The 25,913-nt window shown below is 45.1% G+C and carries 22 protein-coding genes; 7 read left to right on the top strand and 15 right to left on the bottom strand.

What is annotated here, in order from left to right; genetic code table 11:
• Positions 1–35: 35 nt before the first annotated feature.
• Positions 36–995: a GGDEF domain-containing protein gene (locus ACED59_RS10085; RefSeq protein ID WP_017096520.1), complete on the top strand. Its 960-nt coding sequence runs from the start codon at positions 36–38 to the stop codon at positions 993–995.
• A 48-nt stretch (positions 996–1,043) separates the two neighbouring features.
• Here the strand turns inward: ACED59_RS10085 and zntR are convergent, their stop codons facing one another.
• Positions 1,044–1,484, bottom strand: a complete 441-nt coding sequence (gene zntR, locus ACED59_RS10080; RefSeq protein ID WP_009844687.1) for a Zn(2+)-responsive transcriptional regulator — start codon at positions 1,482–1,484, stop codon at positions 1,044–1,046.
• Positions 1,485–1,808: 324 nt separating this feature from the next.
• Between zntR and purH the strand changes: the two genes are divergently transcribed.
• Together purH and purD are read left to right on the top strand one after the other, a co-directional pair.
• Positions 1,809–3,419 (top strand): bifunctional phosphoribosylaminoimidazolecarboxamide formyltransferase/IMP cyclohydrolase, encoded by a 1,611-nt coding sequence (gene purH / locus ACED59_RS10075; protein ID WP_017096518.1) that lies wholly within the window; start codon positions 1,809–1,811, stop codon positions 3,417–3,419.
• A 181-nt stretch (positions 3,420–3,600) separates the two neighbouring features.
• Positions 3,601–4,890 (top strand): phosphoribosylamine--glycine ligase, encoded by a 1,290-nt coding sequence (gene purD / locus ACED59_RS10070; RefSeq protein WP_017096517.1) that lies wholly within the window; start codon positions 3,601–3,603, stop codon positions 4,888–4,890.
• Between the two features lie 170 nt (positions 4,891–5,060).
• Here purD and ACED59_RS10065 read toward each other — a convergent pair whose 3' ends face one another.
• Both ACED59_RS10065 and hupA read right to left on the bottom strand, forming a co-directional pair.
• The gene (locus tag ACED59_RS10065) at positions 5,061–5,759 is read right to left on the bottom strand and encodes a DUF1481 domain-containing protein (RefSeq protein ID WP_017096516.1); all 699 of its coding nucleotides are present in this window, start codon (positions 5,757–5,759) and stop codon (positions 5,061–5,063) included.
• 47 nt (positions 5,760–5,806) lie between these two features.
• Positions 5,807–6,079: a nucleoid-associated protein HU-alpha gene (gene hupA / locus ACED59_RS10060; protein ID WP_004729753.1), complete on the bottom strand. Its 273-nt coding sequence runs from the start codon at positions 6,077–6,079 to the stop codon at positions 5,807–5,809.
• Positions 6,080–6,349: 270 nt separating this feature from the next.
• Here hupA and ACED59_RS10055 point away from each other — a divergent pair, with 270 nt between their 5' ends.
• Positions 6,350–7,501: a CNNM domain-containing protein gene (locus tag ACED59_RS10055; protein ID WP_009844683.1), complete on the top strand. Its 1,152-nt coding sequence runs from the start codon at positions 6,350–6,352 to the stop codon at positions 7,499–7,501.
• 83 nt (positions 7,502–7,584) lie between these two features.
• Here the strand turns inward: ACED59_RS10055 and ACED59_RS10050 are convergent, their stop codons facing one another.
• The gene (locus ACED59_RS10050) at positions 7,585–8,172 is read right to left on the bottom strand and encodes a YjaG family protein (protein WP_017055908.1); all 588 of its coding nucleotides are present in this window, start codon (positions 8,170–8,172) and stop codon (positions 7,585–7,587) included.
• A 71-nt stretch (positions 8,173–8,243) separates the two neighbouring features.
• Here ACED59_RS10050 and ACED59_RS10045 point away from each other — a divergent pair, with 71 nt between their 5' ends.
• Together ACED59_RS10045 and ACED59_RS10040 are read left to right on the top strand one after the other, a co-directional pair.
• The gene (locus ACED59_RS10045; RefSeq protein WP_017096515.1) at positions 8,244–9,170 is read left to right on the top strand and encodes a D-2-hydroxyacid dehydrogenase; all 927 of its coding nucleotides are present in this window, start codon (positions 8,244–8,246) and stop codon (positions 9,168–9,170) included.
• Entirely contained in the window at positions 9,170–9,763 is a 594-nt protein-coding gene (locus ACED59_RS10040) for a uracil-DNA glycosylase family protein (protein ID WP_017096514.1), read from the top strand. The genes ACED59_RS10045 and ACED59_RS10040 overlap by 1 nt, the downstream gene beginning before the upstream one ends.
• Before the next feature lie 108 nt (positions 9,764–9,871).
• On the opposite strand, the gene hemE is transcribed toward ACED59_RS10040, so the two are convergent.
• The gene (gene hemE, locus ACED59_RS10035) at positions 9,872–10,939 is read right to left on the bottom strand and encodes a uroporphyrinogen decarboxylase (RefSeq protein ID WP_004729761.1); all 1,068 of its coding nucleotides are present in this window, start codon (positions 10,937–10,939) and stop codon (positions 9,872–9,874) included.
• 299 nt (positions 10,940–11,238) lie between these two features.
• Positions 11,239–12,048 (bottom strand): NAD(+) diphosphatase, encoded by an 810-nt coding sequence (nudC, locus tag ACED59_RS10030; RefSeq protein WP_017096513.1) that lies wholly within the window; start codon positions 12,046–12,048, stop codon positions 11,239–11,241.
• A 165-nt stretch (positions 12,049–12,213) separates the two neighbouring features.
• Here nudC and ACED59_RS10025 point away from each other — a divergent pair, with 165 nt between their 5' ends.
• Complete coding sequence (locus ACED59_RS10025) at positions 12,214–12,711, top strand: Rsd/AlgQ family anti-sigma factor (RefSeq protein WP_017096512.1); 498 nt, start codon at positions 12,214–12,216, stop codon at positions 12,709–12,711.
• Positions 12,712–13,042: 331 nt separating this feature from the next.
• On the opposite strand, the gene rpoC is transcribed toward ACED59_RS10025, so the two are convergent.
• The 9 genes from rpoC to ACED59_RS09980 all read right to left on the bottom strand — a co-directional run.
• On the bottom strand, positions 13,043–17,245 hold the full coding sequence (rpoC, locus tag ACED59_RS10020) for a DNA-directed RNA polymerase subunit beta' (RefSeq protein WP_009844676.1): 4,203 nt from the start codon (positions 17,243–17,245) through the stop codon (positions 13,043–13,045).
• A gap of 90 nt (positions 17,246–17,335) precedes the next feature.
• Positions 17,336–21,364, bottom strand: a complete 4,029-nt coding sequence (gene rpoB / locus ACED59_RS10015; RefSeq protein ID WP_009844675.1) for a DNA-directed RNA polymerase subunit beta — start codon at positions 21,362–21,364, stop codon at positions 17,336–17,338.
• A gap of 234 nt (positions 21,365–21,598) precedes the next feature.
• Positions 21,599–21,964, bottom strand: coding sequence for a 50S ribosomal protein L7/L12 (rplL, locus tag ACED59_RS10010; RefSeq protein WP_009844674.1), 366 nt, complete (start codon positions 21,962–21,964; stop codon positions 21,599–21,601).
• A 57-nt stretch (positions 21,965–22,021) separates the two neighbouring features.
• Positions 22,022–22,516 (bottom strand): 50S ribosomal protein L10, encoded by a 495-nt coding sequence (gene rplJ, locus ACED59_RS10005; RefSeq protein WP_009844673.1) that lies wholly within the window; start codon positions 22,514–22,516, stop codon positions 22,022–22,024.
• 242 nt (positions 22,517–22,758) lie between these two features.
• On the bottom strand, positions 22,759–23,463 hold the full coding sequence (rplA, locus tag ACED59_RS10000; protein WP_012605004.1) for a 50S ribosomal protein L1: 705 nt from the start codon (positions 23,461–23,463) through the stop codon (positions 22,759–22,761).
• A gap of 4 nt (positions 23,464–23,467) precedes the next feature.
• Positions 23,468–23,896: a 50S ribosomal protein L11 gene (gene rplK / locus ACED59_RS09995; protein ID WP_010435555.1), complete on the bottom strand. Its 429-nt coding sequence runs from the start codon at positions 23,894–23,896 to the stop codon at positions 23,468–23,470.
• Positions 23,897–24,108: 212 nt separating this feature from the next.
• Complete coding sequence (gene nusG / locus ACED59_RS09990) at positions 24,109–24,657, bottom strand: transcription termination/antitermination protein NusG (RefSeq protein ID WP_012605006.1); 549 nt, start codon at positions 24,655–24,657, stop codon at positions 24,109–24,111.
• Between the two features lie 13 nt (positions 24,658–24,670).
• Positions 24,671–25,048: a preprotein translocase subunit SecE gene (gene secE / locus ACED59_RS09985; RefSeq protein WP_017096511.1), complete on the bottom strand. Its 378-nt coding sequence runs from the start codon at positions 25,046–25,048 to the stop codon at positions 24,671–24,673.
• A gap of 223 nt (positions 25,049–25,271) precedes the next feature.
• On the bottom strand, positions 25,272–25,913 hold a 642-nt coding region (locus ACED59_RS09980), incomplete at its 5' end, for an EF-Tu/IF-2/RF-3 family GTPase (RefSeq protein WP_258186080.1).

Below are 25,913 nucleotides of genomic sequence, written 5' to 3'. Positions count from 1 at the left end.
ATAATGACCCATTAATCTAATCGTCTGGAAGCTACATGCTTGATATGAAAAGGGAAGAATGGCTTAGCACACTGATCCGTGAACTGCCTGATCGTCATCTTCTGTTGGATACATCCGGACGTATTGTTGAAAACTTTGACAATCCAAATCACCACACAGTTTCAGAACTGTTGCCTCCCGCGGTTGAAAAGCAGCTGTTAGAGGCGGCAAAGCAAGCTTATTCCAGTCGCGAAATTCAATACATTCAATACTCTCTTGCGCCCTGTCAGCAACTTCAGCTTTCTATTGAACAACTTTTCGCTCAAGGGGAAGAGTCTGCAGAATCAGACGATCGATATTTTGAATCGACATTAAAGCCATTGTATCTCTCGCCAGAAAAGCAATACGTGCTGTGGCAAGAGCGAGATATTACTAAAGCACAGCAACGTGAAGCTGAGCTGATAGAACTCGCTGAAATCGATGAGCTAACTGGGATTTTAAATAGACGTGCCTTTTTACTTGGGTTGGAAAAAGAGTTCAGTCAATCGCCTAAGCAAAGCTTAACGTGTTTGATGATAGACATAGACCACTTCAAAGAAATCAATGATCAAGTTGGCCACCTCTCTGGTGATGAGGTAATCGTTCAAGTCGCGAGTTTATGCCAACAGTCAATAGACTGCGATGATTATCTAGGTCGCTTGGGTGGCGAAGAATTCGGTGTCATTCTCACACACACCAGTGCCATTGAAGCTTATTACGTTGCAGAGACGATTCGTAAAACGATTGAATCAACACCATGCACCGTAGACGGCCACATCATCTACCCAACAGTCAGCATCGGTGTTGCTGAATACACACCACATCTTAAAACCATAAAAGAACTATTGGCTCAAGCTGATAGAGCCATGTACTCTTCAAAGCAGACTGGCCGCAACCAAGTCACGCTTTACCATAATAACCTACCCACTTTAAAAATTGACGCTCAACTAAGAGCCAAAATACTGCAAGCTTCCTAGGGTTATCAACCATAGTAAACCTCTCTCCCTAACGGGGGACCTTCTCAGCTATTTACCATCAGCAGCACAGCATGAGCTTTGTTTATCTTCGCTCGCCAAAGCACCTAAGATAGAACAATGGCTCGCATCGTCATCTACATGTCCGCAGCAAGCATCATTAATCTTCTTTAATGCCGTGCGTATTCTGCCAAGTTCACTGATTTTTTCATCAATAAGTGTCAGCTTTGCCGTTGTGATGGCTTTCACTTCCGAGCAACTGTGCTGCGTTGCTTCCAAGCGAATCTCGAGCAATTCCTTAATTTCATCTAAACTCAGCCCTAACGCTTTAGATTTAAGAATAAAGGTCACCTGTTTTTGATTGTTTTCATCATATAAGCGATATCCTGAGTCACTGCGACTGGCAGGAGCAATCAGGTTACTTTTTTCATAAAACCGTAAGGTATCGGCTGTCACACCGCATCGTTTCGCTAATTCACCGATCTGAAACATGTTTTTTCCTATTGTTCCGTCCATTCCACAATTAACCTTATCGTTACTTTTCAGGCTGAAATGGCACTTTTCATAATTAATTTTGAGATGCCAAACGATTGCGCGAGCTTTTTTGTAATAAATTAGTTAGAATCTGCGCCATCAAATTTGGAGTTGGTTATCTTATAGCTTGATTATAAGAACACCCCAAAGGTCTTTACCAAAACTGGCCAATATTTTATCTCTTACTGGTATCTAAGATACTCCACGCTAAGAAGATAGAAACAAGTTCTTTTTTGGCAAATATCTTTATTTTAACCCCATGAATTTGAGGAAGATGGAAGCATGAATAACGCTCGTCCAATTCGCCGCGCTCTCATCAGCGTATCAGACAAAACTGGTATCGTTGAATTTGCACAAGCTCTTGCTAACCGTGGTGTAGATATCCTATCTACCGGTGGCACTGCTCGCCTGCTTGCTGAAAAAGGCATCTCTGTTACAGAAGTATCTGATTACACTGGTTTCCCAGAAATGATGGATGGCCGTGTTAAGACTCTGCACCCAAAAGTTCATGGTGGCGTTCTAGGCCGTCGTGGCCAAGATGATGACGTGATGGAAACTCACGGTATCAACCCTATCGATATGGTTGTTGTAAACCTATACCCATTCGCAGAAACCGTTGCTAAAGAAGGCTGTACCCTTGCTGACGCTGTTGAGAACATCGACATCGGCGGCCCTACAATGGTTCGCTCTGCTGCGAAAAACCACAAAGACGTGACTATCGTTGTAAACGCACACGACTACGAGCGCGTTGTCGCTGAAATGGACGCGAACGAGAAATCTCTAACACTAGAGACTCGCTTCGACCTTGCTATCGCAGCATTCGAACACACGGCTTCTTACGACGGCATGATCGCAAACTACTTCGGTACTATGGTTCCTAGCTACGGTGCCTCTTTACTTGATGAAGAAGGTAAGAAGGCTGACGAAGAGTCTAAATTCCCTCGCACGTTCAACCAACAGTTCGAGAAGAAACAAGACATGCGCTACGGTGAGAACAGCCACCAAGCGGCAGCATTCTACGTTGAAGCAAACCCTGAAGAAGCATCTGTTTCTACTGCTCGCCAAATCCAAGGTAAAGCGCTTTCTTACAACAACATCGCTGACACTGACGCAGCGCTTGAGTGTGTGAAAGAGTTCGACCAGCCAGCATGTGTCATTGTTAAGCACGCTAACCCATGTGGTGTTGCACTAGGTGAAGACATCCTAGAAGCTTACGACCGTGCATTCAAAACAGACCCAACGTCTGCATTTGGCGGCATCATCGCTTTCAACCGTGAGCTAGACGCTGCAACAGCAACGGCTATCACTGAGCGTCAATTCGTTGAAGTTATCATTGCACCATCTGTTTCTGCTGAAGCAGTAGTAATCGTAGCGGCTAAGAAAAACCTTCGCCTGCTTGAGTGCGGTGAGTGGACAACTAAGACAACTGGTTTTGACGTGAAACGCGTTAACGGCGGCCTGCTAGTTCAAGACCGCGACCAAGGCATGGTTTCTGAAGATGACCTGAAAGTGGTTTCTAAGCGTCAGCCAACAGCTGAAGAATTGAAAGATGCTCTATTCTGCTGGAAAGTAGCGAAGTACGTTAAATCTAACGCTATCGTTTACTCGAAAGGCGACATGACTATTGGTGTAGGCGCAGGCCAAATGAGCCGCGTTTACTCTGCGAAAATCGCAGGTATCAAAGCTGCAGACGAAGGTCTACAAGTTGAAGGTTGTGTGATGGCATCTGACGCGTTCTTCCCATTCCGTGACGGTATCGACGCGGCAGCAGAAGCGGGCATCAAGTGTGTTATCCAACCGGGCGGCTCTATGCGTGATGACGAAGTTATCGCAGCAGCAGACGAACACGGCATGGCGATGATATTCACAGGCATGCGTCACTTCCGCCACTAATTTCCTCTTCGTATTTGGCACTGTGGCGTCGTTAGCTGCTTTCGCCCACCCCGGTCACATAGTGGACTATGCTCCCGGGGATGGGCTCAATTGCTGCCTAGCCACATCACCAACTACTTTGAGCAAGACTTATAACTTTGTTTTTTTAAATATTTAGATATTTGAGATTAAGGATTTTACAATGCGAGTTTTAATCATCGGTGCTGGCGGTCGTGAGCACGCACTAGGTTGGAAAGCAGCACAAAACCCAAACGTTGACACAGTATTCATTGCTCCAGGTAACGCAGGTACTGCGCTTGAACCTAAACTTGAGAACGTAAACATCGGTGTTGAAGACATCGCTGGTTTAGTGGCGTTTGCTCAAGAGAAAAAAATCGAACTGACTATCGTTGGCCCTGAAGCGCCATTAGTTATTGGTGTAGTTGACGCATTCCGCGAAGTTGGCCTACCAATCTTCGGCCCAACTCAAGCGGCAGCACAGCTTGAAGGCTCTAAAGCATTCACCAAAGACTTCCTAGCTCGTCACGATATCCCAACAGGTTACTACTCAAACTTCACTGAGATCGAGCCAGCTATCGCTTACGTTCGCGAGCAAGGTGCTCCAATCGTAGTAAAAGCTGACGGCCTTGCGGCGGGTAAAGGCGTTATCGTTGCGATGACACTTGAAGAAGCTGAAGACGCAATCAAAGACATGCTAGCGGGCAACGCATTTGGCGAAGCAGGCAGTCGCGTGGTTATCGAAGAGTTCCTTGAAGGCGAAGAAGCAAGCTTCATCGTAATGGTTGACGGTTCTAGCGTGCTTCCTATGGCCACCAGCCAAGATCACAAACGTGTTGGCGACAAAGACACTGGCCCTAATACTGGCGGCATGGGTGCTTACTCTCCAGCTCCAGTGGTAACTCCTGAAATCCATAACCGCATCCTTGAGGAAGTTATCTATCCAACGGTACGTGGTATGGATGCAGAAGGCGCTCCTTACACTGGTTTCCTTTACGCAGGACTAATGATCGATGCTGACGGCACGCCTAAGGTTATCGAATACAACTGCCGCTTTGGCGACCCTGAAACGCAACCTATCATGATGCGTATGGAGTCAGACCTTGTTGAACTTTGCCTAATGGCTATCGATGAGAAGCTAGACGAAGCAGAATCAAAGTGGGACCCACGCGCTTCTATCGGTGTTGTTCTTGCTGCTGGCGGTTACCCTGCTGACTACGCAAAAGGTGACGTTATTTCACTGCCAACCAGCGAAGTTGAAGGCCAAAAGGTTTTCCACGCGGGTACGACAAATAACGAAGCTGGCGACGTTGTGACAAACGGTGGCCGTGTACTTTGTGCAACGGCACTGGGTAATACGGTTTCTGAAGCTCAGGAGCGCGCTTACGCGTTGACGAAGCAAGTTAGCTGGAATGGTATGTTCCACCGCAATGACATCGGTTACCGTGCGATTGCGCGCGAGCAAGAACAGTAATCAGTCTACGACTCGCTTATGTTCGAATGACCACAAGCAAGTAACAACAGAAAAGGCGCCTCGATTGGCGCCTTTTTTATCACTCAATTTCTCTAGGAATCTGTACCTGTACAGACAAATCAGCACTTGGCCTACAGCAAGCCAAATACCCTCAATCCTTTAGTTGATCGCTATTCTTTCAACAATGACGGCCTAACGACACAATCATGGCTGTCTTCAGCCAGCATCAGTAACTCTTCTACGCTCATCTTACCTAGTGAATCACTGCCAAGAAACGCCGCATAGCTTTCCACAGACGCCAATCGATCGATCACGAAGCTTGGCAAGGTCTGATTAAATTCAAAGCGCTCAAACTCACCACCAGCACACGTTTCAAAAGAACGACCATTCCAGTAACCCTGAACCAGTCTGAGCCCTTCGTCATGCTGCTTCATCGTAGTTTCTAAAACCGACTTGGCTTCTTTCTGGTAGCTTTCAAGTTGCTTAACTTGGATAGGCAAAATTTTGCTATCAATACGATACTGCTGATATACAGCTTCGCCTGACTTATTAAAACGCACATGGACACTATACGGAACCAGCTCATTAGAAGAATTACGTTGCTCACCTTCACGAATAAATTCACGAAGTATACCTTCCGACCAAGCATAGTCCGTTTGGTACCAGCCGTAATCGCCTACAGTGACGTAGTCAGCTGAAGTATGAGGTTGTGTTAGCTTGTTTGTAACCCAGTAGAAACTTGTCGCGTCGCCCATGACTTGGCCGCCGGTGTGAGTTTCAAATTGCTCTAGGTTTTTGCGAGGGCTGGTTGATGAACAGCCAATGAGAAATGTAGATAATAGTGAAACGAGAAGAAATGCTTTTTTCATAAAAACCTGTACCGAGGTGGAATACGACTACCTCGGTACAGTTTAGATTATTTCACTGAATCTTTCAGCGCTTTACCTGCAACAAATGCTGGAACATTTGCAGCAGCGATTTGGATCTCGTCACCAGTTTTTGGGTTACGACCAGTGCGAGCTGCACGGTGGTTTACTTTAAAAGTACCAAAACCAATTAGCTGAACTTGATCGCCATCTTTAAGAGCATCTGTAACACCGCCAAGAGTCGCTTCTAGAGCAGCTTTAGCTTGTGCTTTAGAAAGGTCCGCTTTTTCAGCAATAAAGTCGATTAATTGAGTCTTGTTCATTTTAGGTTTCCCTTCTTTGTATTTTTGAATTCGATTCACTCTAAAACATAAATGCCCCATCTGGCAAAGGTTTGTCGTCGATCTTTAGCTCTAATGCCGTAGTTTTAGCCATAATATGAGTAATAACTCACAATTTGTTACTGATTTTACTGAGCAAGCCCTTGTTTAAAAGGGGCTGAGAGCAAAATTAATGATGACCTAGCCACTACTTATTCTCTATAATCCACGCTGAATCGCTGCTAAAGCGTACAATTTAATTTAAGGGCAAACATGCTGCTGCTAACTATTTATGTCTCCATTGCTATTGGAGTTTCTTTCATTTGTTCTGTTTTGGAAGCTGTACTTTTGAGTATTAGTCCGAGCTACATTGCTCAACTAAAACAAAATGGGCACCCTGCAGCAGAGTCATTAGACAAACTGAAAACCGATATTGACCGCCCACTGGCGTCAATTTTAACGCTCAACACCATCGCGCACACCATCGGTGCTGCGACAGCGGGTGCACAAGCAGCAGTCGTTTTTGGTAGCCAATGGTTAGGCGTATTCTCTGCCGTATTAACTCTGGGTATTTTAGTTCTGTCTGAGATTGTTCCAAAAACCATTGGCGCGACCTACTGGCGTCAACTTGCTCCAGCATCATCAAATGTGCTTCGCTGGATGGTCTTTTTCCTAACACCATTTGTGTGGTTCTCAGAGCAAATCACCAAACGTTTAGCTCGCGGCCACCAGGCACCAAAAATGCGTGATGAGCTATCTGCAATGGCTATTTTGGCAAAAGAGAGCGGTGAATTTGCTGAAGGTGAATCAAAAATCCTGAGCAATCTGTTAGGTATTCAAGATGTGCCCGTGACTCAAGTCATGACACCACGCCCTGTTGTATTCCGCGTTGATGCAGAAATGAGTGTTAATACGTTCCTAGAACAACACAAAGACACGCCATTCTCACGCCCACTGGTTTACAGCGAGCAAACTGACAATATCATCGGTTTTGTCCACCGCTTAGAGCTGTTTAGATTGCAGCAAGCGGGTTGCGGTGAGAAGGCTCTGGGTGAAGTGATGCGCCCTATCCACGTCTTGCTAAACAACATGGGCTTAGCTAAGGCCTTTGACCAAATGATGGCAAACCGCCTGCAACTGTCTTTAGTTGTGGACGAGTACGGCACAATTCAGGGCATCATCACCCTAGAAGATATCTTTGAACACCTAGTGGGTGAAGAGATTGTCGACGAAGCAGATAAAACCACAGACATGCAAGAACTGGCGTTCCAACGCTGGGAAACGTGGAAAGAGACACACGGTGTTATCGAAAACCGCGATGAAGAGGACGAGCTAGAAGAAAAAACTCTAGCAGACAACGACACCTCAGACTCAAAGTCAGCGGATGAAAGCAAGGTTCAAAAAGAAGACAAGAAAGACGCTTAATCTAAATTTGATAGCGTCAGATACAACAAAGGCTCCCTAGGGAGCCTTTGTTTTTTATTCTATTCGCTACAACTCAACATCCGTTATAACGCAACACCAATGTTGCTCACTGGGTCTTCACGCAGTTCGTGGCGTAGGTCTTTGATCAGCTCTAAGTCACGCTCAGTCGTTTCACGTAGAGGTCGGAAAATGGCCCACTGAACGTCCCACTCTTCACATACCGCTTCGTTTTCTTTCTGGTTTTCGTTCGTCACTTCTTCAGCGCCTTGAGCAAACTCAAGCTCAGCAACCGTCTTCACCGATTGTTGACTCACTTTAATTACCGCTTCCAACATATGCTCACGATCAAGTAGACCATGGATTAATGTTGCTAAGCCTTGGCATGCATCCATTGCAGGGTAAACACCATAGAAATCAAAATCATCTGCGCTAGGGAATAGCTCTTCTACTTTCTCAAGTTGACGCTCAAAGTTCACCTTTGCCGTTTTAACGGTTAGGATTTCCCAAATGCTATCCAAAACATCACGGTAGATTCGAGCTTCCGCAAATTCTGTATTCTCACAAAACATGGCATAGTTAGGATACATACGCTCACATAGACACGCCATAAAAGTAATTTGTTGCCAAGGTTCTAACTTTTCAAGACGAACCTGCAGTGGATTCTGAAGCATAGTCACTCAATAATTGCAGAAAAAGACAGCGAAAGTGTACTTGATAAACCCTGGGGGGAAAAGGTAAGCCGATGAACAATTTTACGAATAAGCTCTATATTCTTACCGAGCATGACGATACCTATACGCAACTGATTCTAAACCAAGGGTTACCTGACCTCGAAATCACTCAAAACCCCGAATTAGCTGAGATCGTACTGGCTGCTCCTCCTTTAATAGTGGAGCGACTTAATGAGTTTAAAAAGCTAGACTGGGTGCAAAGTACCTATGCTGGAATCAATAAACTCACTCAGCCGGATCTTCGCCAAGATTATACGCTGACCAACGTCAAAGGCATCTTCGGCCCTGCGATTGCTGAATACGTGTTGGGTTACACGATCAGCCACTGTAGACACTTTCCTCACTACCACCAGCAACAAGTACAACGAAACTGGCAGCCGCAGCTTTATACCAGCCTAACTGACAAAACCATGGTGATTTTAGGAACGGGGTCAATTGGCAGTCATTTAGCTAAAACCGCTGCTGCTTTTGGTATTCACACCATAGGTGTCAACCGGACAGGTATCCCATCAAAGCAAGAAACCTTCAAAGACACTTTCCACATTAATGAACTAGAAGCCGCCCTCAAGCAAGCGGATATTGTAGTGAACACCCTGCCATCAACGGATGAGACCTACCAACTACTGAATCAAACCACCTTAAGCTACTGCTCTAACGTATTGCTGTTTAATGTGGGGCGCGGGGAAAGCGTAGACAATAAAGCGTTACTGCTTGCGATTAAGAATAAATGGGTTGAACACGCTTTCTTAGATGTCTTTGAATGCGAACCTCTCACACAAGAACACCCGTTTTGGACGTTGCCGCAAGTGACCATCACACCACACATTGCGGCTCTAAGTGAGCCAAGACAGGTCGTGGAGATCTTCGCCAATAATTACCAACAATGGCGAGATGGTTTTACACTGAATAACACCATTGATTTTGATAAAGGCTACTGATGTTCTCGTCACTGCTCACCGAGATACGACAATGCACCGCTTGTGAACCTCATTTATCACACGGTGCAAACCCAGTGATTCAGGCACACCCAAACGCGCGCTTGTTAATCATAGGCCAAGCACCCGGTATCAAGGTTCATCAATCATCTATCCCTTGGAACGACGCCAGTGGCGAGCGATTGAGAGAATGGCTAGAGATGGATAGCGATACGTTTTATGACGAACAAAAAGTCGCGATTGTCCCGATGGGCTTTTGCTATCCAGGAAAGGGAAAAAGTGGCGATCTACCGCCTCGAAAGGAGTGCGCTGCGCTATGGCACCAAAAAGTACTGCAATCACTGCCCAACATCCAAATGACCTTGCTGATTGGTCAGTATGCGCAAAACTATTATCTAAAAGATAAAGCCACCAGCACACTCACTGAAACGGTACGTAACTGGCAGGCTTGGGCTCCAGAATTTTTGCCACTTCCCCACCCTTCACCACGTAATAATATCTGGCTCAAGAAAAACCCATGGTTCGAAAGTGAAGTCATTCCCTATATCAGGAAGCACGTATCAGAGCATTTGGCCTGCCATGATCCAAATGCCTAATTAGCTGCACATCAACGATGATTTAGCCGATATTGAGTGCGGATAGAAAGATAATAAAAAAGCGCTGCCGATTTCTCGACAGCGCTTTTTCTAAAAACACATACTGAATTACTTATGGTATGGCTTAGATAGGTCGTGAACTGCGTCCACAAATACACCAGCATTTTCTGGTGGCACATCTAGGTGAATACCATGGCCAAGGTTAAATACGTGGCCAGTACCGCCGTCACCAAAACCTTCAAGGATAGTGCCGACTTCTTCACGAATACGCTCAGGTTGTGCGTAAAGTACTGATGGGTCCATGTTGCCTTGTAGAGCCACTTTATCGCCAATACGTGCTTTTGCATCAGCAATATTGATTGTCCAGTCTAGCCCAACTGCATCACAGCCAGTCGCTGCGATAGATTCTAGCCACATGCCACCGTTCTTAGTGAACAGAGTAACCGGTACACGGCGACCTTCGTTTTCACGAATTAGGCCATCGACAATTTTGTGCATGTACTGCAGTGAGAACAGGTTGTAGTCACGCGGAGTAAGTACACCACCCCATGTGTCGAATACCATTACCGATTGTGCACCTGCTTTAATTTGCGCGTTCAGGTATTCAATAACAGTGTCAGCCAGCTTATCTAGAAGTAAGTGCAACGTTTGTGGCTCTGCATACATCATCTTCTTGATCTTAGTGAACGCCTTCGAGCTGCTGCCTTCAACCATGTAAGTTGCCAATGTCCAAGGGCTACCAGAGAAACCAATCAGTGGCACTTCGCCTTTCAGGTCTTTACGGATCTGACGAACGGCATTCATTACGTATTGAAGTTCACCTTCAGGATCAGGTAGGCCAATTTTTTCTACGTCAGCTTTACATGTGATAGGGCGTTCAAACTTAGGGCCTTCACCTGTTTCGAAGTACAAACCTAAACCCATCGCATCTGGGATAGTTAGGATGTCAGAGAACAAGATTGCCGCATCAAGCGGGAAACGACGTAAAGGTTGAAGTGTTACTTCTGATGCTAGTTCAGCGTTTTTGCACAAAGACATGAAATCGCCCGCTTCAGCGCGCGTTGCTTTGTACTCTGGAAGATAGCGGCCAGCTTGGCGCATCATCCATACCGGTGTGTAATCAACAGGCTGTTTTAAAAGTGCGCGTAAATAGCGATCGTTTTTTAATTCGGTCATTCCGTTAAATTCCAATTCAATCTTGTCTAGTTTTGATGGCAAGTATTCTAACACTGATTGAAGGGTAAAAGCTGTGTGCTTTGCAACCTAGATCAAGTTATTAACTTTTAAATCCATGCTTAATTTGCACCCAATTACAGGAGCATGTTAAAAATTTGTTCGCTAGCGAAAATTACAATTATAACAACTGAGTAGTCACTACTCAGCATCTCATAACGACATCTTACTTACCCCCTCCACTTGTGGAGGGTTTTTTTTAGTGCTTGACCACCCATAGGCCAAATACTATCACAGGTAATTTAATGTTCTAGTTCTTGCTCCGCGACGCCGGCTTTCCTTATGTCATCGACTGTATTCTCAATCAATTGTCTCGCAATCGTTCCGACTGGAGCAACATCAGGTAGGCTTGTTACGTCAAACCATTGGGCATCTGACAGTTCGCTGTAATCAGGTTTGAGCGTTCCACCAGCATAGTCTGCAAGAAAGGCCATCATCATACTCGATGGAAACGCCCATGGCTGGCTACCAAAGTAACGAATGTTACTCACGTCGATACCCGTTTCTTCTTTGACTTCTCGCGCCACACACTGCTCTAGGGTTTCTCCAACCTCTAGGAAGCCCGCTATTACGGTGTACATACCCGTTTTATGCCTTGGGTGCTGCGCAAGTAATATCTTGTTGTCGTTTCGTACAGCGACAATGATGCACGGGAAGATACGAGGGTAATGAAGCGTTCGGCAGTCTCCACATTGCATCGCCACCTGATTATGATTGAGATGATTACGACCGCCGCACTGAGGACAAAAACGCATACTTTGTGTCATGTGCCCATACTGGATAGCTTTGCTTGCGATCAGAAAACTTGATTCAGACCAGTGAAGCAAATCTCTTAGGCTGACCATGCTCAGTTCAATCTCCACATCGCAATCGTTGAGCCAATAAACCTTACGACCTTGATGCTGACCAATGCAGATTGCATGCTCAACACTCAGCCCTAGCTCTTCAGCAGAGCCAAAAGGAAACTGATCATCATTAACCCAAATATCACTACCAGAAACGACGCACCAATAAGCTTGCTCTGTCATTTTGTTATCACTTTTTTTTAACATCCCTATGCCTCATTGCTTGCAGTTCGTTCATTTTACTGGCAATCTAATTTCATACTAGAGTTGTAGCAGAGAATATTTCAAGCTATTACTTTTAGTCGCTACCAATAAAACGGACCCTGCTTAGGCAATTACTTGATCACAAGGTTGTGATCAGATCATGAGGACATGGTCATGCTAAATAAATTCAAACAAATACAAGAACAATGGGGTGGCTCTAATGAGGTCATCGATCATTGGCTCGAAACTCGACAGTCTCTAATCGTTGAGTATTGTAAGCTAGGTGCCTTGCAGCCAGCTAGCAATGGGCAATCAAACGTTGTTGAACTCCCTTCTCCTAAAGAAATAAGCTCATTCTGCGATCATGTTGTCGATTATATCTCAGAGGGTCATTTTAAGATCTACGATATGGTCATGAAAAAATGGCAAGCAACAGGCTTTAAAACCAATGACGAGATTGATACAACTTACGCGAAGATCGTACTTACAACCGAGCCGCTTCTAGAGTTCAATGATAAGTACGTTAAAGTAAATGCAGACGATGAGTTGCCTAACTTCGAAGGAGATATGTCAAAAGTAGGTGAACTACTCGAAGTACGTTTTGAAGTAGAAGATAATCTTATCCAGCTTATTGCAGACAGTTTAGCGATTCCACCAGGCGCTTAGTTAGCCGAATCCTTAATAAGCTTGCCTCTGTGCAAGCTTTTTGTTTTGTCTGTAAGCTTATCCAAACTACCCAGAACCTTTCAGACAGAGCTTACTCGCTCGCCCTGACCTTTAGCCATAAGCATATGGTTACAGCCCTAATCAGCCTAATCATCTCTACCCTTTATCTTACTGGCCTCAAAGAGCACTCTTCAGGACATAAATCCAACCCCACCAGCTAGATAAGCACACCTATCACTTTATAAGTTCATAGCTAAATACCAATACGCCAGATACAAAAAAGGCACCCGAAGGTGCCTTTTTCTTATCTCTTAGAGACTACTCGTAGAGCTTACTCTTCTGAAGAGAAACCAGCGTTTAGAAGTGCTGCTAGATTGTCAGTAGCTTGTTCAGCTGAAGGACCTTCTTGCTCTTCTTCACGTTGCTTTTGACGCTCTTGGTGGTATGCGAAACCAGTACCAGCTGGGATCAGACGACCAACAATTACGTTCTCTTTCAGACCGCGAAGGTCATCACGCTTACCAGAAACCGCAGCTTCTGTTAGTACGCGAGTCGTTTCTTGGAACGATGCAGCTGAGATAAATGACTCAGTTGCAAGAGATGCTTTAGTAATACCTAGTAGGTCACGTTCGAAACGTACTAGTTCTTTACCTTCAGCTTCTAGCTTACGGTTAGCAATCTTAACATTGTGGTACTCAACTTGTTCGCCAGGTAGGAACGGAGAGTCACCAGAATGAGTGATTGTACACTTACGTAGCATTTGACGAACGATAGTCTCGATGTGCTTATCGTTAATCTTTACGCCTTGTAAGCGGTAAACTTCTTGAACTTCGTTCGCGATGTACTGAGTTACTGCGTGGATACCACGTAGACGCAGGATATCGTGTGGAGTTTCAGGGCCGTCAGCGATTACATCACCACGTTCAATCTTCTCACCTTCGAACACGTTCAATTGACGGTGCTTAGGAATCATCTCTTCGTAAGCGTCACCGCCTTCACGAGTGATTACTAGACGACGCTTACCTTTCGTTTCTTTACCGAAAGACACAGTACCTGTGTGCTCAGCAAGGATCGCAGGCTCTTTAGGCTTACGAGCTTCGAATAGGTCAGCTACGCGTGGTAGACCACCGGTGATATCTTTGTTTCCGCTCGATTTTTGAGGGATACGAGATAGTGTGTCACCAATGCCAACTTCAGCGCCATCTTCGATGTTTACAATCGCTTTGCCAGGTAGGAAGTAGTGAGCTGGCATATCAGTACCAGGAATCATTACGTCGTTACCTTGCTCATCAACAAGTTTGATAGCTGGACGCATATCTTTACCTGCTGCTGGGCGAGCTGCTGCGTCTGTTACTTCACTTGAAGAAAGACCCGTTAGATCGTCAGTTTGACGAGAAACTGTAATACCATCGATCATATCTACGAATTGGATACGACCTGCCACTTCAGTGATGATTGGCATGGTATGCGCTTCCCAGTTAGCTACAACTTCACCAGCAGTAACTGCTGCGTTGTCGCCTTTGGTTAGCATCGAACCGTAAGGAAGTTTGTGCTTCTCTTTAGTACGGCCGAATTCATCAATAATCGTCATCTCAGATGCACGAGAAGTGATAACCAGTTTCTTATCTTTGTTAACTACGAACTTAGCATTGTGAAGTTTCACAGTACCAGTTGTCTTAGCTTGGATGCTGTTCTCTGCTGCTGCAGTAGATGCCGCACCACCGATGTGGAACGTACGCATCGTTAGCTGTGTACCCGGTTCACCGATAGATTGTGCAGCGATAACACCAACTGCTTCACCTTGGTTCACTAGGTGACCACGTGCTAGGTCACGACCGTAACACTGTGCACAACAACCGAAGTCTGCATCACAGGTAACAACAGAGCGCACTTTCATGCTATCTACTGAGTTGTCTTCCATGATTTGACACCACTTCTCATCAATCAGAGTATTACGTGGAATCAGTACATCTTCAGTACCAGGCTTAAGAACGTCTTCAGCTACTACACGACCTAGAGCAAGCTCAGAAAGTGCAACTTTAACGTCACCACCTTCGATGTGAGGCATCATGTCGATACCTTCATGCGTGCCACAGTCATGTTCGTGTACTACAACGTCTTGAGCAACGTCTACTAGACGACGAGTTAGGTAACCCGAGTTTGCTGTTTTCAGTGCTGTATCCGCAAGACCCTTACGAGCACCGTGCGTTGAGATAAAGTACTGAAGGACGTTTAGACCTTCTTTAAAGTTCGCTGTGATCGGCGTTTCGATGATTGAACCATCTGGACGCGCCATCAGACCACGCATACCTGCTAGCTGACGAATCTGAGCTGCAGAACCACGTGCGCCCGAGTCGGCCATCATGTAAATGCTGTTGAACGATTCTTGCTGTTCTTCTTCGCCGTCACGGTTGATAACTGTTTCAGAAGATAGGTTATCCATCATTGCTTTCGCAACGCGGTCATTCGTAGATGCCCAGATATCGATAACTTTGTTGTAACGCTCACCCGCAGTAACAAGACCTGATTGGAATTGCTCTTGGATTTCACGAACTTCTTCTTCAGCAGATTCAATTTCATCGTATTTCGCTTGAGGAACAACCATATCGTTGATACCTACAGAAACACCAGAAAGTGCCGCGTATGCGAAACCTGCGTACATGATTTGGTCAGCAAATACTACTGTATCTTTTAGACCAAGCTTACGGTAACACTCGTTAAGAAGAGTAGAGATCTGCTTCTTACCTAACTTTTGGTTAACGATGCTGTACGGTAGGCCAGCTGGAACGATCTGCCATAGCATTGCACGACCTACAGTCGTATCAACTAGGCCAGTATTCGTTGTGCTATTGCCGTCTTCATCTACTACAGTTTCAGTGATACGTACTTTAACGCGAGCGTGTAGCTCAGCAGTCTTAGTACGGTATGCCTTTTCAGCCTCAGCAGGGCCAGCAAGGTACATACCTTCACCTTTCACGTTGATCTTGTCACGTGTCATGTAGTAAAGACCCAATACAACGTCCTGAGAAGGTACGATGATTGGATCACCTGATGCTGGCGACAGAATGTTATTCGTCGACATCATTAGGGTACGAGCTTCAAGCTGTGCTTCTAGAGTTAGAGGCACGTGTACAGCCATTTGGTCACCATCGAAGTCGGCGTTGTATGCCGCACACACTAGTGGGTGAAGCTGAATCGCTTTACCTTCGATTAGTACTGGTTCAAACGCTTGGATACCTAGACGGTGAAGTGTAGGTGCACGGTTAAGCAGTACTGGGTGTTCACGGATCACTTCGTCTAGGATATCCCAAACGATCGCTTCTTCGCGCTCTACCATTTTCTTAGCAGCTTTGATTGTCGTAGCCATGCCACGAGTTTCTAGCTTGCTGTAGATGAACGGCTTAAATAGCTCAAGTGCCATCTTCTTAGGAAGACCACACTGATGTAGACGAAGGTATGGACCAACTGTGATTACAGAACGGCCAGAGTAGTCTACACGTTTACCTAGAAGGTTCTGACGGAAACGACCTTGTTTACCCTTGATCATATCAGCAAGAGATTTCAGAGGACGCTTGTTAGAACCCGTGATCGCACGACCGCGACGACCGTTATCTAGAAGGGCATCAACAGACTCTTGCAGCATACGCTTTTCGTTACGTACGATGATGTCTGGAGCCGCTAGCTCTAGAAGACGCTTCAAACGGTTGTTACGGTTGATCACACGACGGTAAAGGTCGTTCAGATCAGAGGTCGCAAAACGACCGCCATCTAGTGGTACTAGAGGACGTAGATCTGGCGGTAGCACTGGAAGTACAGTTAGGATCATCCACTCAGGCTTGTTGCCTGACGAAATGAACGCTTCAACTAGCTTCAAACGCTTAGTAACTTTCTTACGCTTAGTTTCAGAGTTAGTTGTTTCCAACTCTTCGCGCATTTCTTCCACTTCTTGATGAAGGTCCATTGTTGAAAGCAGATCTTTGATCGCTTCAGCACCCATCTTAGCAGTGAATTCGTCACCCCACTCTTCTAGACGATCCAGATACTCTTCTTCAGTAAGCATCTGAGATTTTTCTAGATCAGTCATACCCGGTTCAGTTACTACGTACATTTCGAAGTAAAGAACACGTTCGATATCACGCAGAGGGATATCCATTAGTAGACCGATACGAGACGGTAGTGATTTTAGGAACCAGATGTGAGCAACTGGTGAAGCAAGCTCGATGTGGCCCATACGGTCACGACGAACTTTAGTTTGTGTAACTTCAACGCCACACTTCTCACAGATAACACCACGGTGCTTCAGGCGCTTGTATTTGCCACAAAGACATTCGTAGTCTTTAACTGGACCAAAAATACGTGCACAGAACAGACCATCACGTTCAGGTTTGAACGTACGATAGTTAATTGTTTCTGGCTTTTTAACTTCACCAAAAGACCACGAACGGATCGTGTCTGGTGAAGATAGACCGATTTTGATTGCATCAAATTCTTCGGTCTTATGCTGTGCTTTTAGAAAGTTTAATAAGTCTTTCACGTTCAGCTCCTGTAAGGAGTTAAAGGAGCTCACCGACTAAAGTGAGCCCCCTTTACCAAGTAATCCAATCTTCTTTATAAAAAAGAGGGATTACTCTTCGTCTTCTAGCTCGATGTTGATACCTAGCGAGCGAATCTCTTTCAACAGTACGTTGAACGACTCTGGCATGCCAGGTTCCATGCTATGGTTACCATCTACGATGTTCTTGTACATCTTAGTACGGCCGTTAACGTCATCCGACTTAACTGTTAGCATTTCTTGTAGAGTATATGCAGCACCGTATGCTTCTAGTGCCCATACTTCCATCTCACCGAAACGCTGACCACCGAACTGAGCTTTACCACCAAGTGGTTGCTGAGTTACTAGGCTGTAAGAACCAGTTGAACGAGCATGCATCTTGTCATCAACCAAGTGGTTCAGTTTCAGCATGTACATGTAACCAACAGTTACAGGACGCTCAAACGAATCACCAGTACGCCCATCAAACAGTTTAAGCTGACCAGATTCTGGCAGATCACCCAGTTTAAGTAGTTCTTTGATTAGAGACTCAGAAGCACCGTCGAACACAGGTGTAGCAATCGGTAGACCGCCACGTAGGTTCTTGATCAGTGTACGAACTTGATCATCAGACAGTTCAGCAATATCAACTTTCTGACGAGTATCGCCAAGATCGTAAACCTTCTGTAGGAACTCACGGAACTTATGCAGTTCTTGTTGTTCCTTAACCATTTGGTTGATCTTGTCACCGATACCTTTCGCAGCCAAACCTAAGTGAACTTCTAGGATCTGACCAATGTTCATACGCGATGGTACACCCAGCGGGTTAAGTACGATGTCTACAGGCTGACCTTTCTCATCGTATGGCATGTCTTCAACAGGGTTAATCTTAGAGATTACACCTTTGTTACCGTGACGACCGGCCATCTTATCACCAGGCTGGATACGACGTTTAACCGCTAGGTAAACTTTAACAATCTTAAGAACGCCAGGTGCTAGATCATCACCTTGAGTGATTTTACGACGCTTAGTTTCAAACTTCTTATCGAAGTCTGCTTTTAGCTCATCCCACTGCTCAGCAAGTTGCTCAAGCTGTGTTTGTAGCGCATCGTCTTCTAGAACTTGCTCTAGCCATTGCTTACGACCGATAGTATCAAGCTTAGCTTCAGAGTAACCACCAGACAGAAGTACAGCTTTAACACGGTTAAGAAGGCCACCCTCAAGAATTTGGAACTCTTCAGTTAGATCTTTCTTAGCTTCTTTAAGCTGCATCTGTTCGATTTCAAGTGCACGTTTGTCTTTCTCTACGCCATCGCGAGTAAAGACTTGTACATCGATGATAGTACCCGAAACAGAGTTTGGTACACGTAGAGAAGTATCTTTAACATCAGATGCTTTCTCACCGAAGATAGCACGTAGTAGCTTCTCTTCAGGAGTCAGTTGAGTTTCACCTTTAGGGGTTACTTTACCAACTAGGATGTCGCCACCCTTAACTTCAGCACCAATGTAAACGATACCTGACTCGTCTAGTTTAGACAGAGCAGACTCACCTACGTTTGGAATATCAGCTGTGATCTCTTCAGAACCCAGCTTAGTATCACGAGCCACACAAGATAATTCTTGAATGTGGATTGTCGTGAAACGGTCTTCTTGAACTACGCGCTCAGATACTAAGATCGAGTCTTCGAAGTTGTAACCGTTCCAAGGCATGAATGCGATACGCATGTTTTGGCCAAGAGCTAGTTCACCAAGGTCTGTTGAAGGACCGTCAGCAAGAACATCGCCGCGTGCAACTGGTTCACCAGGAAGTACAGTTGGACGTTGGTTAATACATGTGTTTTGGTTCGAACGCGTGTACTTAGTCAGGTTGTAGATATCGATACCAGCTTCGCCAGGTACCAATTCATCTTCGTTAACCTTAACTACGATACGAGAAGCGTCAACAGACTGAACTTGACCACCACGTTTAGCAACCGCTGTAACACCAGAGTCAACTGCGATGTTACGTTCGATACCCGTACCTACTAGAGGCTTATCAGCTCTCAGTGTTGGTACAGCTTGACGTTGCATGTTGGCACCCATCAATGCACGGTTCGCATCATCGTGTTCTAGGAACGGGATAAGCGAAGCAGCGATAGATACTACTTGGTTTGTCGCAACGTCCATGTAGTCAACGTGATCGCGTGGGTGAAGACCAGATTCACCTTTTTGACGAGCTGTGATTAGCTCATCTGCAAACGTACCTTCTTCAGTAAGAATGGTGTTTGCTTGCGCGATTACGAATTGACCTTCCTGGATTGCAGACAGGTAATCAACTTCTTCTGTTACTACACCATCTACTACACGACGGTACGGAGTTTCTAGGAAACCGTAATCGTTACAACGTGCAAATGCAGATAGCGAGTTAATTAGACCGATGTTTGGACCTTCAGGCGTTTCGATCGGACATAGACGACCGTAGTGAGTTACGTGAACGTCACGTACTTCGAAGCCTGCGCGCTCACGAGTAAGACCACCAGGACCTAAAGCAGAGATACGACGCTTGTGCGTAACTTCTGACAATGGGTTGTTTTGGTCCATAAACTGTGAAAGCTGTGAAGAGCCAAAGAATTCTTTAACTGCAGCAGAGATCGGCTTAGCGTTGATAAGATCTTGAGGCATGATTGCATCAAGGTCACCAAGGCTTAAACGTTCTTTAACGGCACGTTCTACACGAACTAGACCAACACGGAATTGGTTTTCTGCCATTTCACCTACAGAACGGATACGACGGTTGCCAAGGTGGTCGATATCGTCCACTTCACCAATGCCGTTACGGATACCAATCAGTTTCTTCATCACTTCGATGATGTCTGATTCATCCAGAGTACCGCGCTCTTCTTCTTCTTCACGCTCGATAGAGCTGTTGAATTTCATACGGCCTACAGTTGATAGGTCGTAACGATCTTCAGAGAAGAATAGGCTTTCGAACAATGATTCTGCAGCTTCTTTCGTTGGTGGCTCGCCAGGACGCATCATGCGGTAGATTTCTACCAATGCAGAGATGCGATCTACTGTGCTATCCGCACGTAGAGTGTCTGACATGAATGGACCATGGTCTAGGTCATTCGTGAACAGCACTTCTAGAGTCTTGTGACCTGCTTGAGACAGGTTAGCAAGTGCTTCTAGGCTAATCTCTTGGTTTGCGCCAACGATGATCTCGCCAGTTGCTTCGTTGATGTAATCTTTCGCAGCAATCTTTTCAACGATGTACTCTACTGGTACTTCGATGTGCTCAACGCCATCTTTTTCAAGTTGACGGATATGGCGAGCAGTTACACGACGACCAGTCTCAACGTAAGTTTTGCCGTTTGCTTCGATGTCGAATGACGCAGTTTCACCACGTAGACGATCAGGAACCAACTCCATAAGTAGAGTTTGGTCTTTCACTTCGAAGTTCACTTTGTCGAAGAACAGATCTAGGATCTCTTCAGTCGATTTACCAAGTGCACGAAGGATAATCGATGCTGGTAGCTTACGACGACGGTCGATACGTACGAATAAGTTATCCTTAGGATCGAACTCAAAGTCTAACCATGAGCCACGGTAAGGAATTACACGTGCGTTATAAAGAACTTTACCTGATGAGTGGGTCTTACCCTTATCACTGTCGAAGAACACGCCTGGGCTTCGGTGCAGCTGGGATACGATAACCCTCTCGGTACCATTAATTACGAAAGTACCATTGTCTGTCATAAGCGGAATTTCGCCCATGTAGACTTCTTGTTCTTTAATGTCTTTTACAGTACCTGCTGGTGCATCTCGATCAAAGATAACTAGACGTAGTTTTACGCGTAGTGGCTTTGAGTAAGTAACACCGCGGATTTGACATTCTTTAACGTCAAAAACTGGCTCACCAAGACGGTAGCTAACGTATTGCAGCTCAGAATTGCCGTTGTAGCTCTGAATTGGAAATACAGAACGGAAAGCAGCTTCAAGACCGTATTGACCTTCAGGATCCTGTTCGATGAATTTGTCGAAAGAATCAAGCTGGATCGATAACAGGTATGGAATGTCCAAAACTTGTGGACGAGTACCAAAATCCTTACGGATGCGCTTTTTCTCGGTATAAGAGTAAACCATGGGGTTCCTCAGCTCGCTGATAAGTGACCCAAACCACCCAAAACACTCTTCAGAGGGGGCGGTGACAAACAGCTGTTTACTGTAGTGAACAATCATTTCGAAAAAATGACTGTTTTTTTGCTTGGATTATGACGGTTAAACAGCGGAAATTTCGTCATAGCCCTACAGCGCAAAAAGGCCGGTGGTTAATAAACCACCAGCCATTAGCCTTGCGGCTAAGAAATTAAGTAATAATTACTTAACTTCAACAGAAGCGCCAGCTTCTTCTAGCTGTGCTTTAAGAGCTTCAGCTTCAGCTTTGTCAACGCCTTCTTTAAGCGCTGCAGGAGCTGAGTCTACAAGACCTTTAGCTTCTTTAAGACCTAGGCCAGTTGCGCCACGTACAGCTTTGATAACTTGTACTTTGTTAGCGCCAGCAGCAGTTAGGATTACGTCGAATTCAGTTTGCTCAGCAGCAGCTTCAGCAGAAGCACCACCAGCTACAACTGCAGCAGCAGCAGTAACACCGAATTTCTCTTCCATAGCTTCGATAAGCTCAACAACTTGCATTACAGACATTTCTGCAACTGCGTCTAGGATTTGCTCGTTAGTAATAGACATAACAATTCTCTTTTAAGTCAACAATAAGTTTAAATAGCAACCAGTGAAAAGCAAGGCTTAAGCCGCAGCTTCTTCTTTTTGGTCGCGAACAGCAGCGATAGTACGAACCAGCTTGCCAGCAGAAGCTTCTTTCATGCACATCATTAGGCGTGCGATAGCTTCGTCGTAAGTTGGTAGTGTCGCTAGTACTTCAGCATCAGTAACTGCGCCTTCAAATGCAGCAGCTTTGATCTCGAAATCTTTATTCTCTTTAGCGAAGTCTTTGAAAAGACGCGCTGCAGCACCTGGGTGCTCATTAGAGAATGCGATCAGAGTTGGACCAGTGAAAGTGTCAGTTAGACACTCGTAGTCTGTACCCTGAATCGCACGGCGTGCTAGTGTGTTACGAACAACTCTCATGTAAACACCCGCTTCGCGAGCTTGTTTACGTAGAGAAGTCATTGCGCCAACAGTAACGCCACGAGAATCAGCTACAACTGCAGAAAGTGCACCACTGGCAGCTTCGTTGACTTCAGCAACAATTGCTTTTTTGTCTTGAAGATTTAAAGCCATTTGGATTAACCTCTGGTTGTGATTACAGCACTCATACAAAATGTAATGAGCGTTTACGATGTTATTTAAAAATGAATAAATTCACTTCAAACCACAACATCGCCTACGTAGGTTTTATTAAGCCATATCTCCGAAGAGTACAGCGCCTACGGTCTTGGGACGGATGACCTGAATTGCTTCAAAAATCACCCAACCACAAATATTAGGCGCAGAAGTATACACTAAATCTGCGCCGAAGCAAATTAGTTTGCTTGAGTGTCAAGACTAGCTTGATCAACAGTAACACCAGCACCCATTGTAGTAGAGATGCTTACTTTCTTCAGGAAAGTACCTTTCGCTGAAGAAGGCTTAGCTTTCTTAAGAGCAACTAGAAGTGCTTCTAGGTTCTCTTGAAGCTGGTTAGCTTCGAAAGATGCTTTGCCGATAGTAGTGTGGATGATACCGTTCTTGTCGTTACGGTAACGAACCTGACCAGCTTTAGCGTTCTTAACCGCTTCAGCAACGTTAGGAGTTACAGTACCAACTTTAGGGTTTGGCATAAGGCCGCGTGGACCTAGGATTGTACCTAGTTGACCAACAACACGCATTGCATCAGGAGAAGCAACAACAACGTCGAAGTTCATTTCGCCTTTTTTCACTTGCTCAGCAAGATCTTCCATACCAACGATATCTGCGCCAGCTGCTTTAGCTGCTTCTGCGTTTGCACCTTGAGTGAACACAGCAACGCGGATGTCACGGCCAGTACCGTGAGGTAGCACAGTTGCGCCACGTACGTTTTGGTCAGATTTACGAGCATCAATGCCTAGGTTAACAGCAACATCTACAGACTCAACGAATTTAGCAGTAGCTAGTTCTTTAAGAAGAGCAACAGCTTCGTTGATTTCGTATTCTTTAGTTACTTCAACTTTGTCGCGGATTACGCGCATACGCTTAGTAAGTTTTGCCATGATCTTATCCCTCTACCACTAGGCCCATTGAACGAGCAGTACCAGCAATAGAACGCTTCATTGCTTCGATGTCAGCACCAGTCATATCAGCAGCTTTAGTTTCTGCGATTTCCTGAACTTGAGCGTCAGTTACAGTACCAACTTTCTCAGTGTTTGGACGACCTGAACCAGACTTAACGCCAGCAGCTTTCTTAAGAAGAACAGCAGCAGGTGGAGTCTTAGTTACGAACGTGAAAGAACGGTCGTTGTAAACAGTAATTACTACTGGAGTAGGTAGACCTTTCTCAACAGATTCTGTTTTTGCGTTGAACGCTTTACAGAATTCCATGATGTTCACGCCGTGTTGACCTAGAGCAGGACCAACCGGTGGACTTGGGTTTGCCATACCAGCTGCAACTTGCAGTTTGATATAAGCTTCAACTTTCTTAGCCATGATATTTCCTAATTTTTGGGTACATGCGCTAGCCCTGAGGCAAGCTCCCCTTAATTTCAATTAACTCTTTCTTACTTCGATAGAAGTAAAAAGGCGCGAAATTATAATCATAATTCGCGCCTTTAACAACCCTAAAAAGGTGGTTTTTTATACTCTTTTATTTTGAACAACTTATGAAGTATTTATCCACAGCTTGTTCAAAAGTTAGAGTTTTAGTCCAGCTTTTCAACTTGACCAAATTCAAGCTCAACCGGTGTTGCACGACCAAAGATCGATACAGATACCTTAATGCGGCTTTTCTCGTAATCTACTTCTTCAACTGTACCGTTGAAATCAGCAAACGGACCATCGTTCACACGAACCACTTCACCCGCTTCGAACATTGTCTTAGGACGTGGAGACTCGCTCGCTTTCTCTAGACGGTTCAAGATAGCATCAGCTTCTTTGTCAGTGATTGGTGCAGGACGATCAGAGGTACCACCAATGAAGCCCATAACACGAGGAATGCTGCGTACTAAGTGCCATGATTCATCATTCATGATCATTTGCACTAATACGTAGCCAGGGAAGAACTTACGTTCGCTTTTACGGCGTTGACCTGCACGCATTTCCACTACTTCTTCAGTAGGTACTAAAACGTCACCAAAGAATTCTTCCATGTCGTGCATTTTAATATGTTCGCGTAACGATTGAGATACACGACCTTCATAGCCAGAAAAGGCTTGAACTACATACCAACGTTTTTTTGGAGCTTCACTCATGAATCAGAACCCTCTACACTCCAGTTGCTAGAGAAACTAAACGGACCATAATGCCGTCAATTCCCCAAAGCACTAGAGACATAACAATACATACAGCTAAAACGATCAATGTAGTTTGCATAGTTTCTTGGCGAGTAGGCCAAACAACTTTACGAATCTCCATACGAGATTCTTTTGCAAAATCGATCGCAGCTTTACCTTTAGTTGTTGTTGCTGCAACGCCTAGTGCGGCAGCAATCAGCACAACTACACCTGCAGCGCGAATTACAACAGACAATTCACCATACAGGTAATTACCCACAACAGCAGCAGCCAACAGTACAAAAGCGACTACCCACTTCATTGTATCTGCTGCACCTGAGCTATCAGGAGTTTCAGCGTTTGCTTTCATAAAACCAACCTGTGATAAGTCTTAAATATAGACGACAATAACCCCGCTGTTGCAGGGCACATTCCTTTGCGTTGCAAAACAACACATCTAACAGTCATTTTAGTTAAAAAGACCGTTTAATTCTTTGCTAAGAGTTAAAATTGATGTCAAAACACCCAACTCTTTTTTCAGCGCAGAAAAAGGGCATCAAATGATGCCCTTTTTACTAGTGGTTCGTCAAATCTTATGCAAAGATTTTAGCTACAACACCAGCACCAACTGTACGGCCACCTTCGCGGATTGCGAAACGTAGACCTTCGTCCATTGCGATTGGAGCGATTAGCTCAACAGTCATTTGAACGTTGTCACCTGGCATTACCATTTCTACGCCTTCAGGTAGAGTGATGTCGCCTGTTACGTCAGTTGTACGGAAGTAGAACTGTGGACGGTAACCCTTGAAGAAAGGAGTGTGACGGCCGCCTTCGTCTTTAGAAAGTACGTATACTTCAGACTCAAACTTAGTGTGTGGGTTGATTGAACCTTTAGCAGAAAGTACTTGGCCACGTTCAACGTCATCACGCTTAGTACCACGTAGAAGTGCACCAACGTTCTCACCTGCACGACCTTCGTCAAGCAGTTTACGGAACATTTCAACACCAGTACAAGTAGTAAGAGTAGTCTCTTTGATACCAACGATTTCTACTTCGTCACCTACACGTAGGATACCGCGCTCGATACGACCAGTAACTACAGTACCACGACCTTGGATTGAGAATACATCTTCAATAGGAAGTAGGAACGGTAGATCAACAGCACGCTCTGGAAGTGGAATGTAAGAATCTAGTGCTTCTGCAAGCTCAACGATCTTGTCTTCCCACTGCTTTTC

It is taken from the genome of Vibrio sp. FF266 (assembly GCF_041439695.1).
GTDB lineage: Bacteria > Pseudomonadota > Gammaproteobacteria > Enterobacterales > Vibrionaceae > Vibrio > Vibrio tasmaniensis_A.
This window is presented reverse-complemented; position numbering and strand designations above follow the sequence as displayed.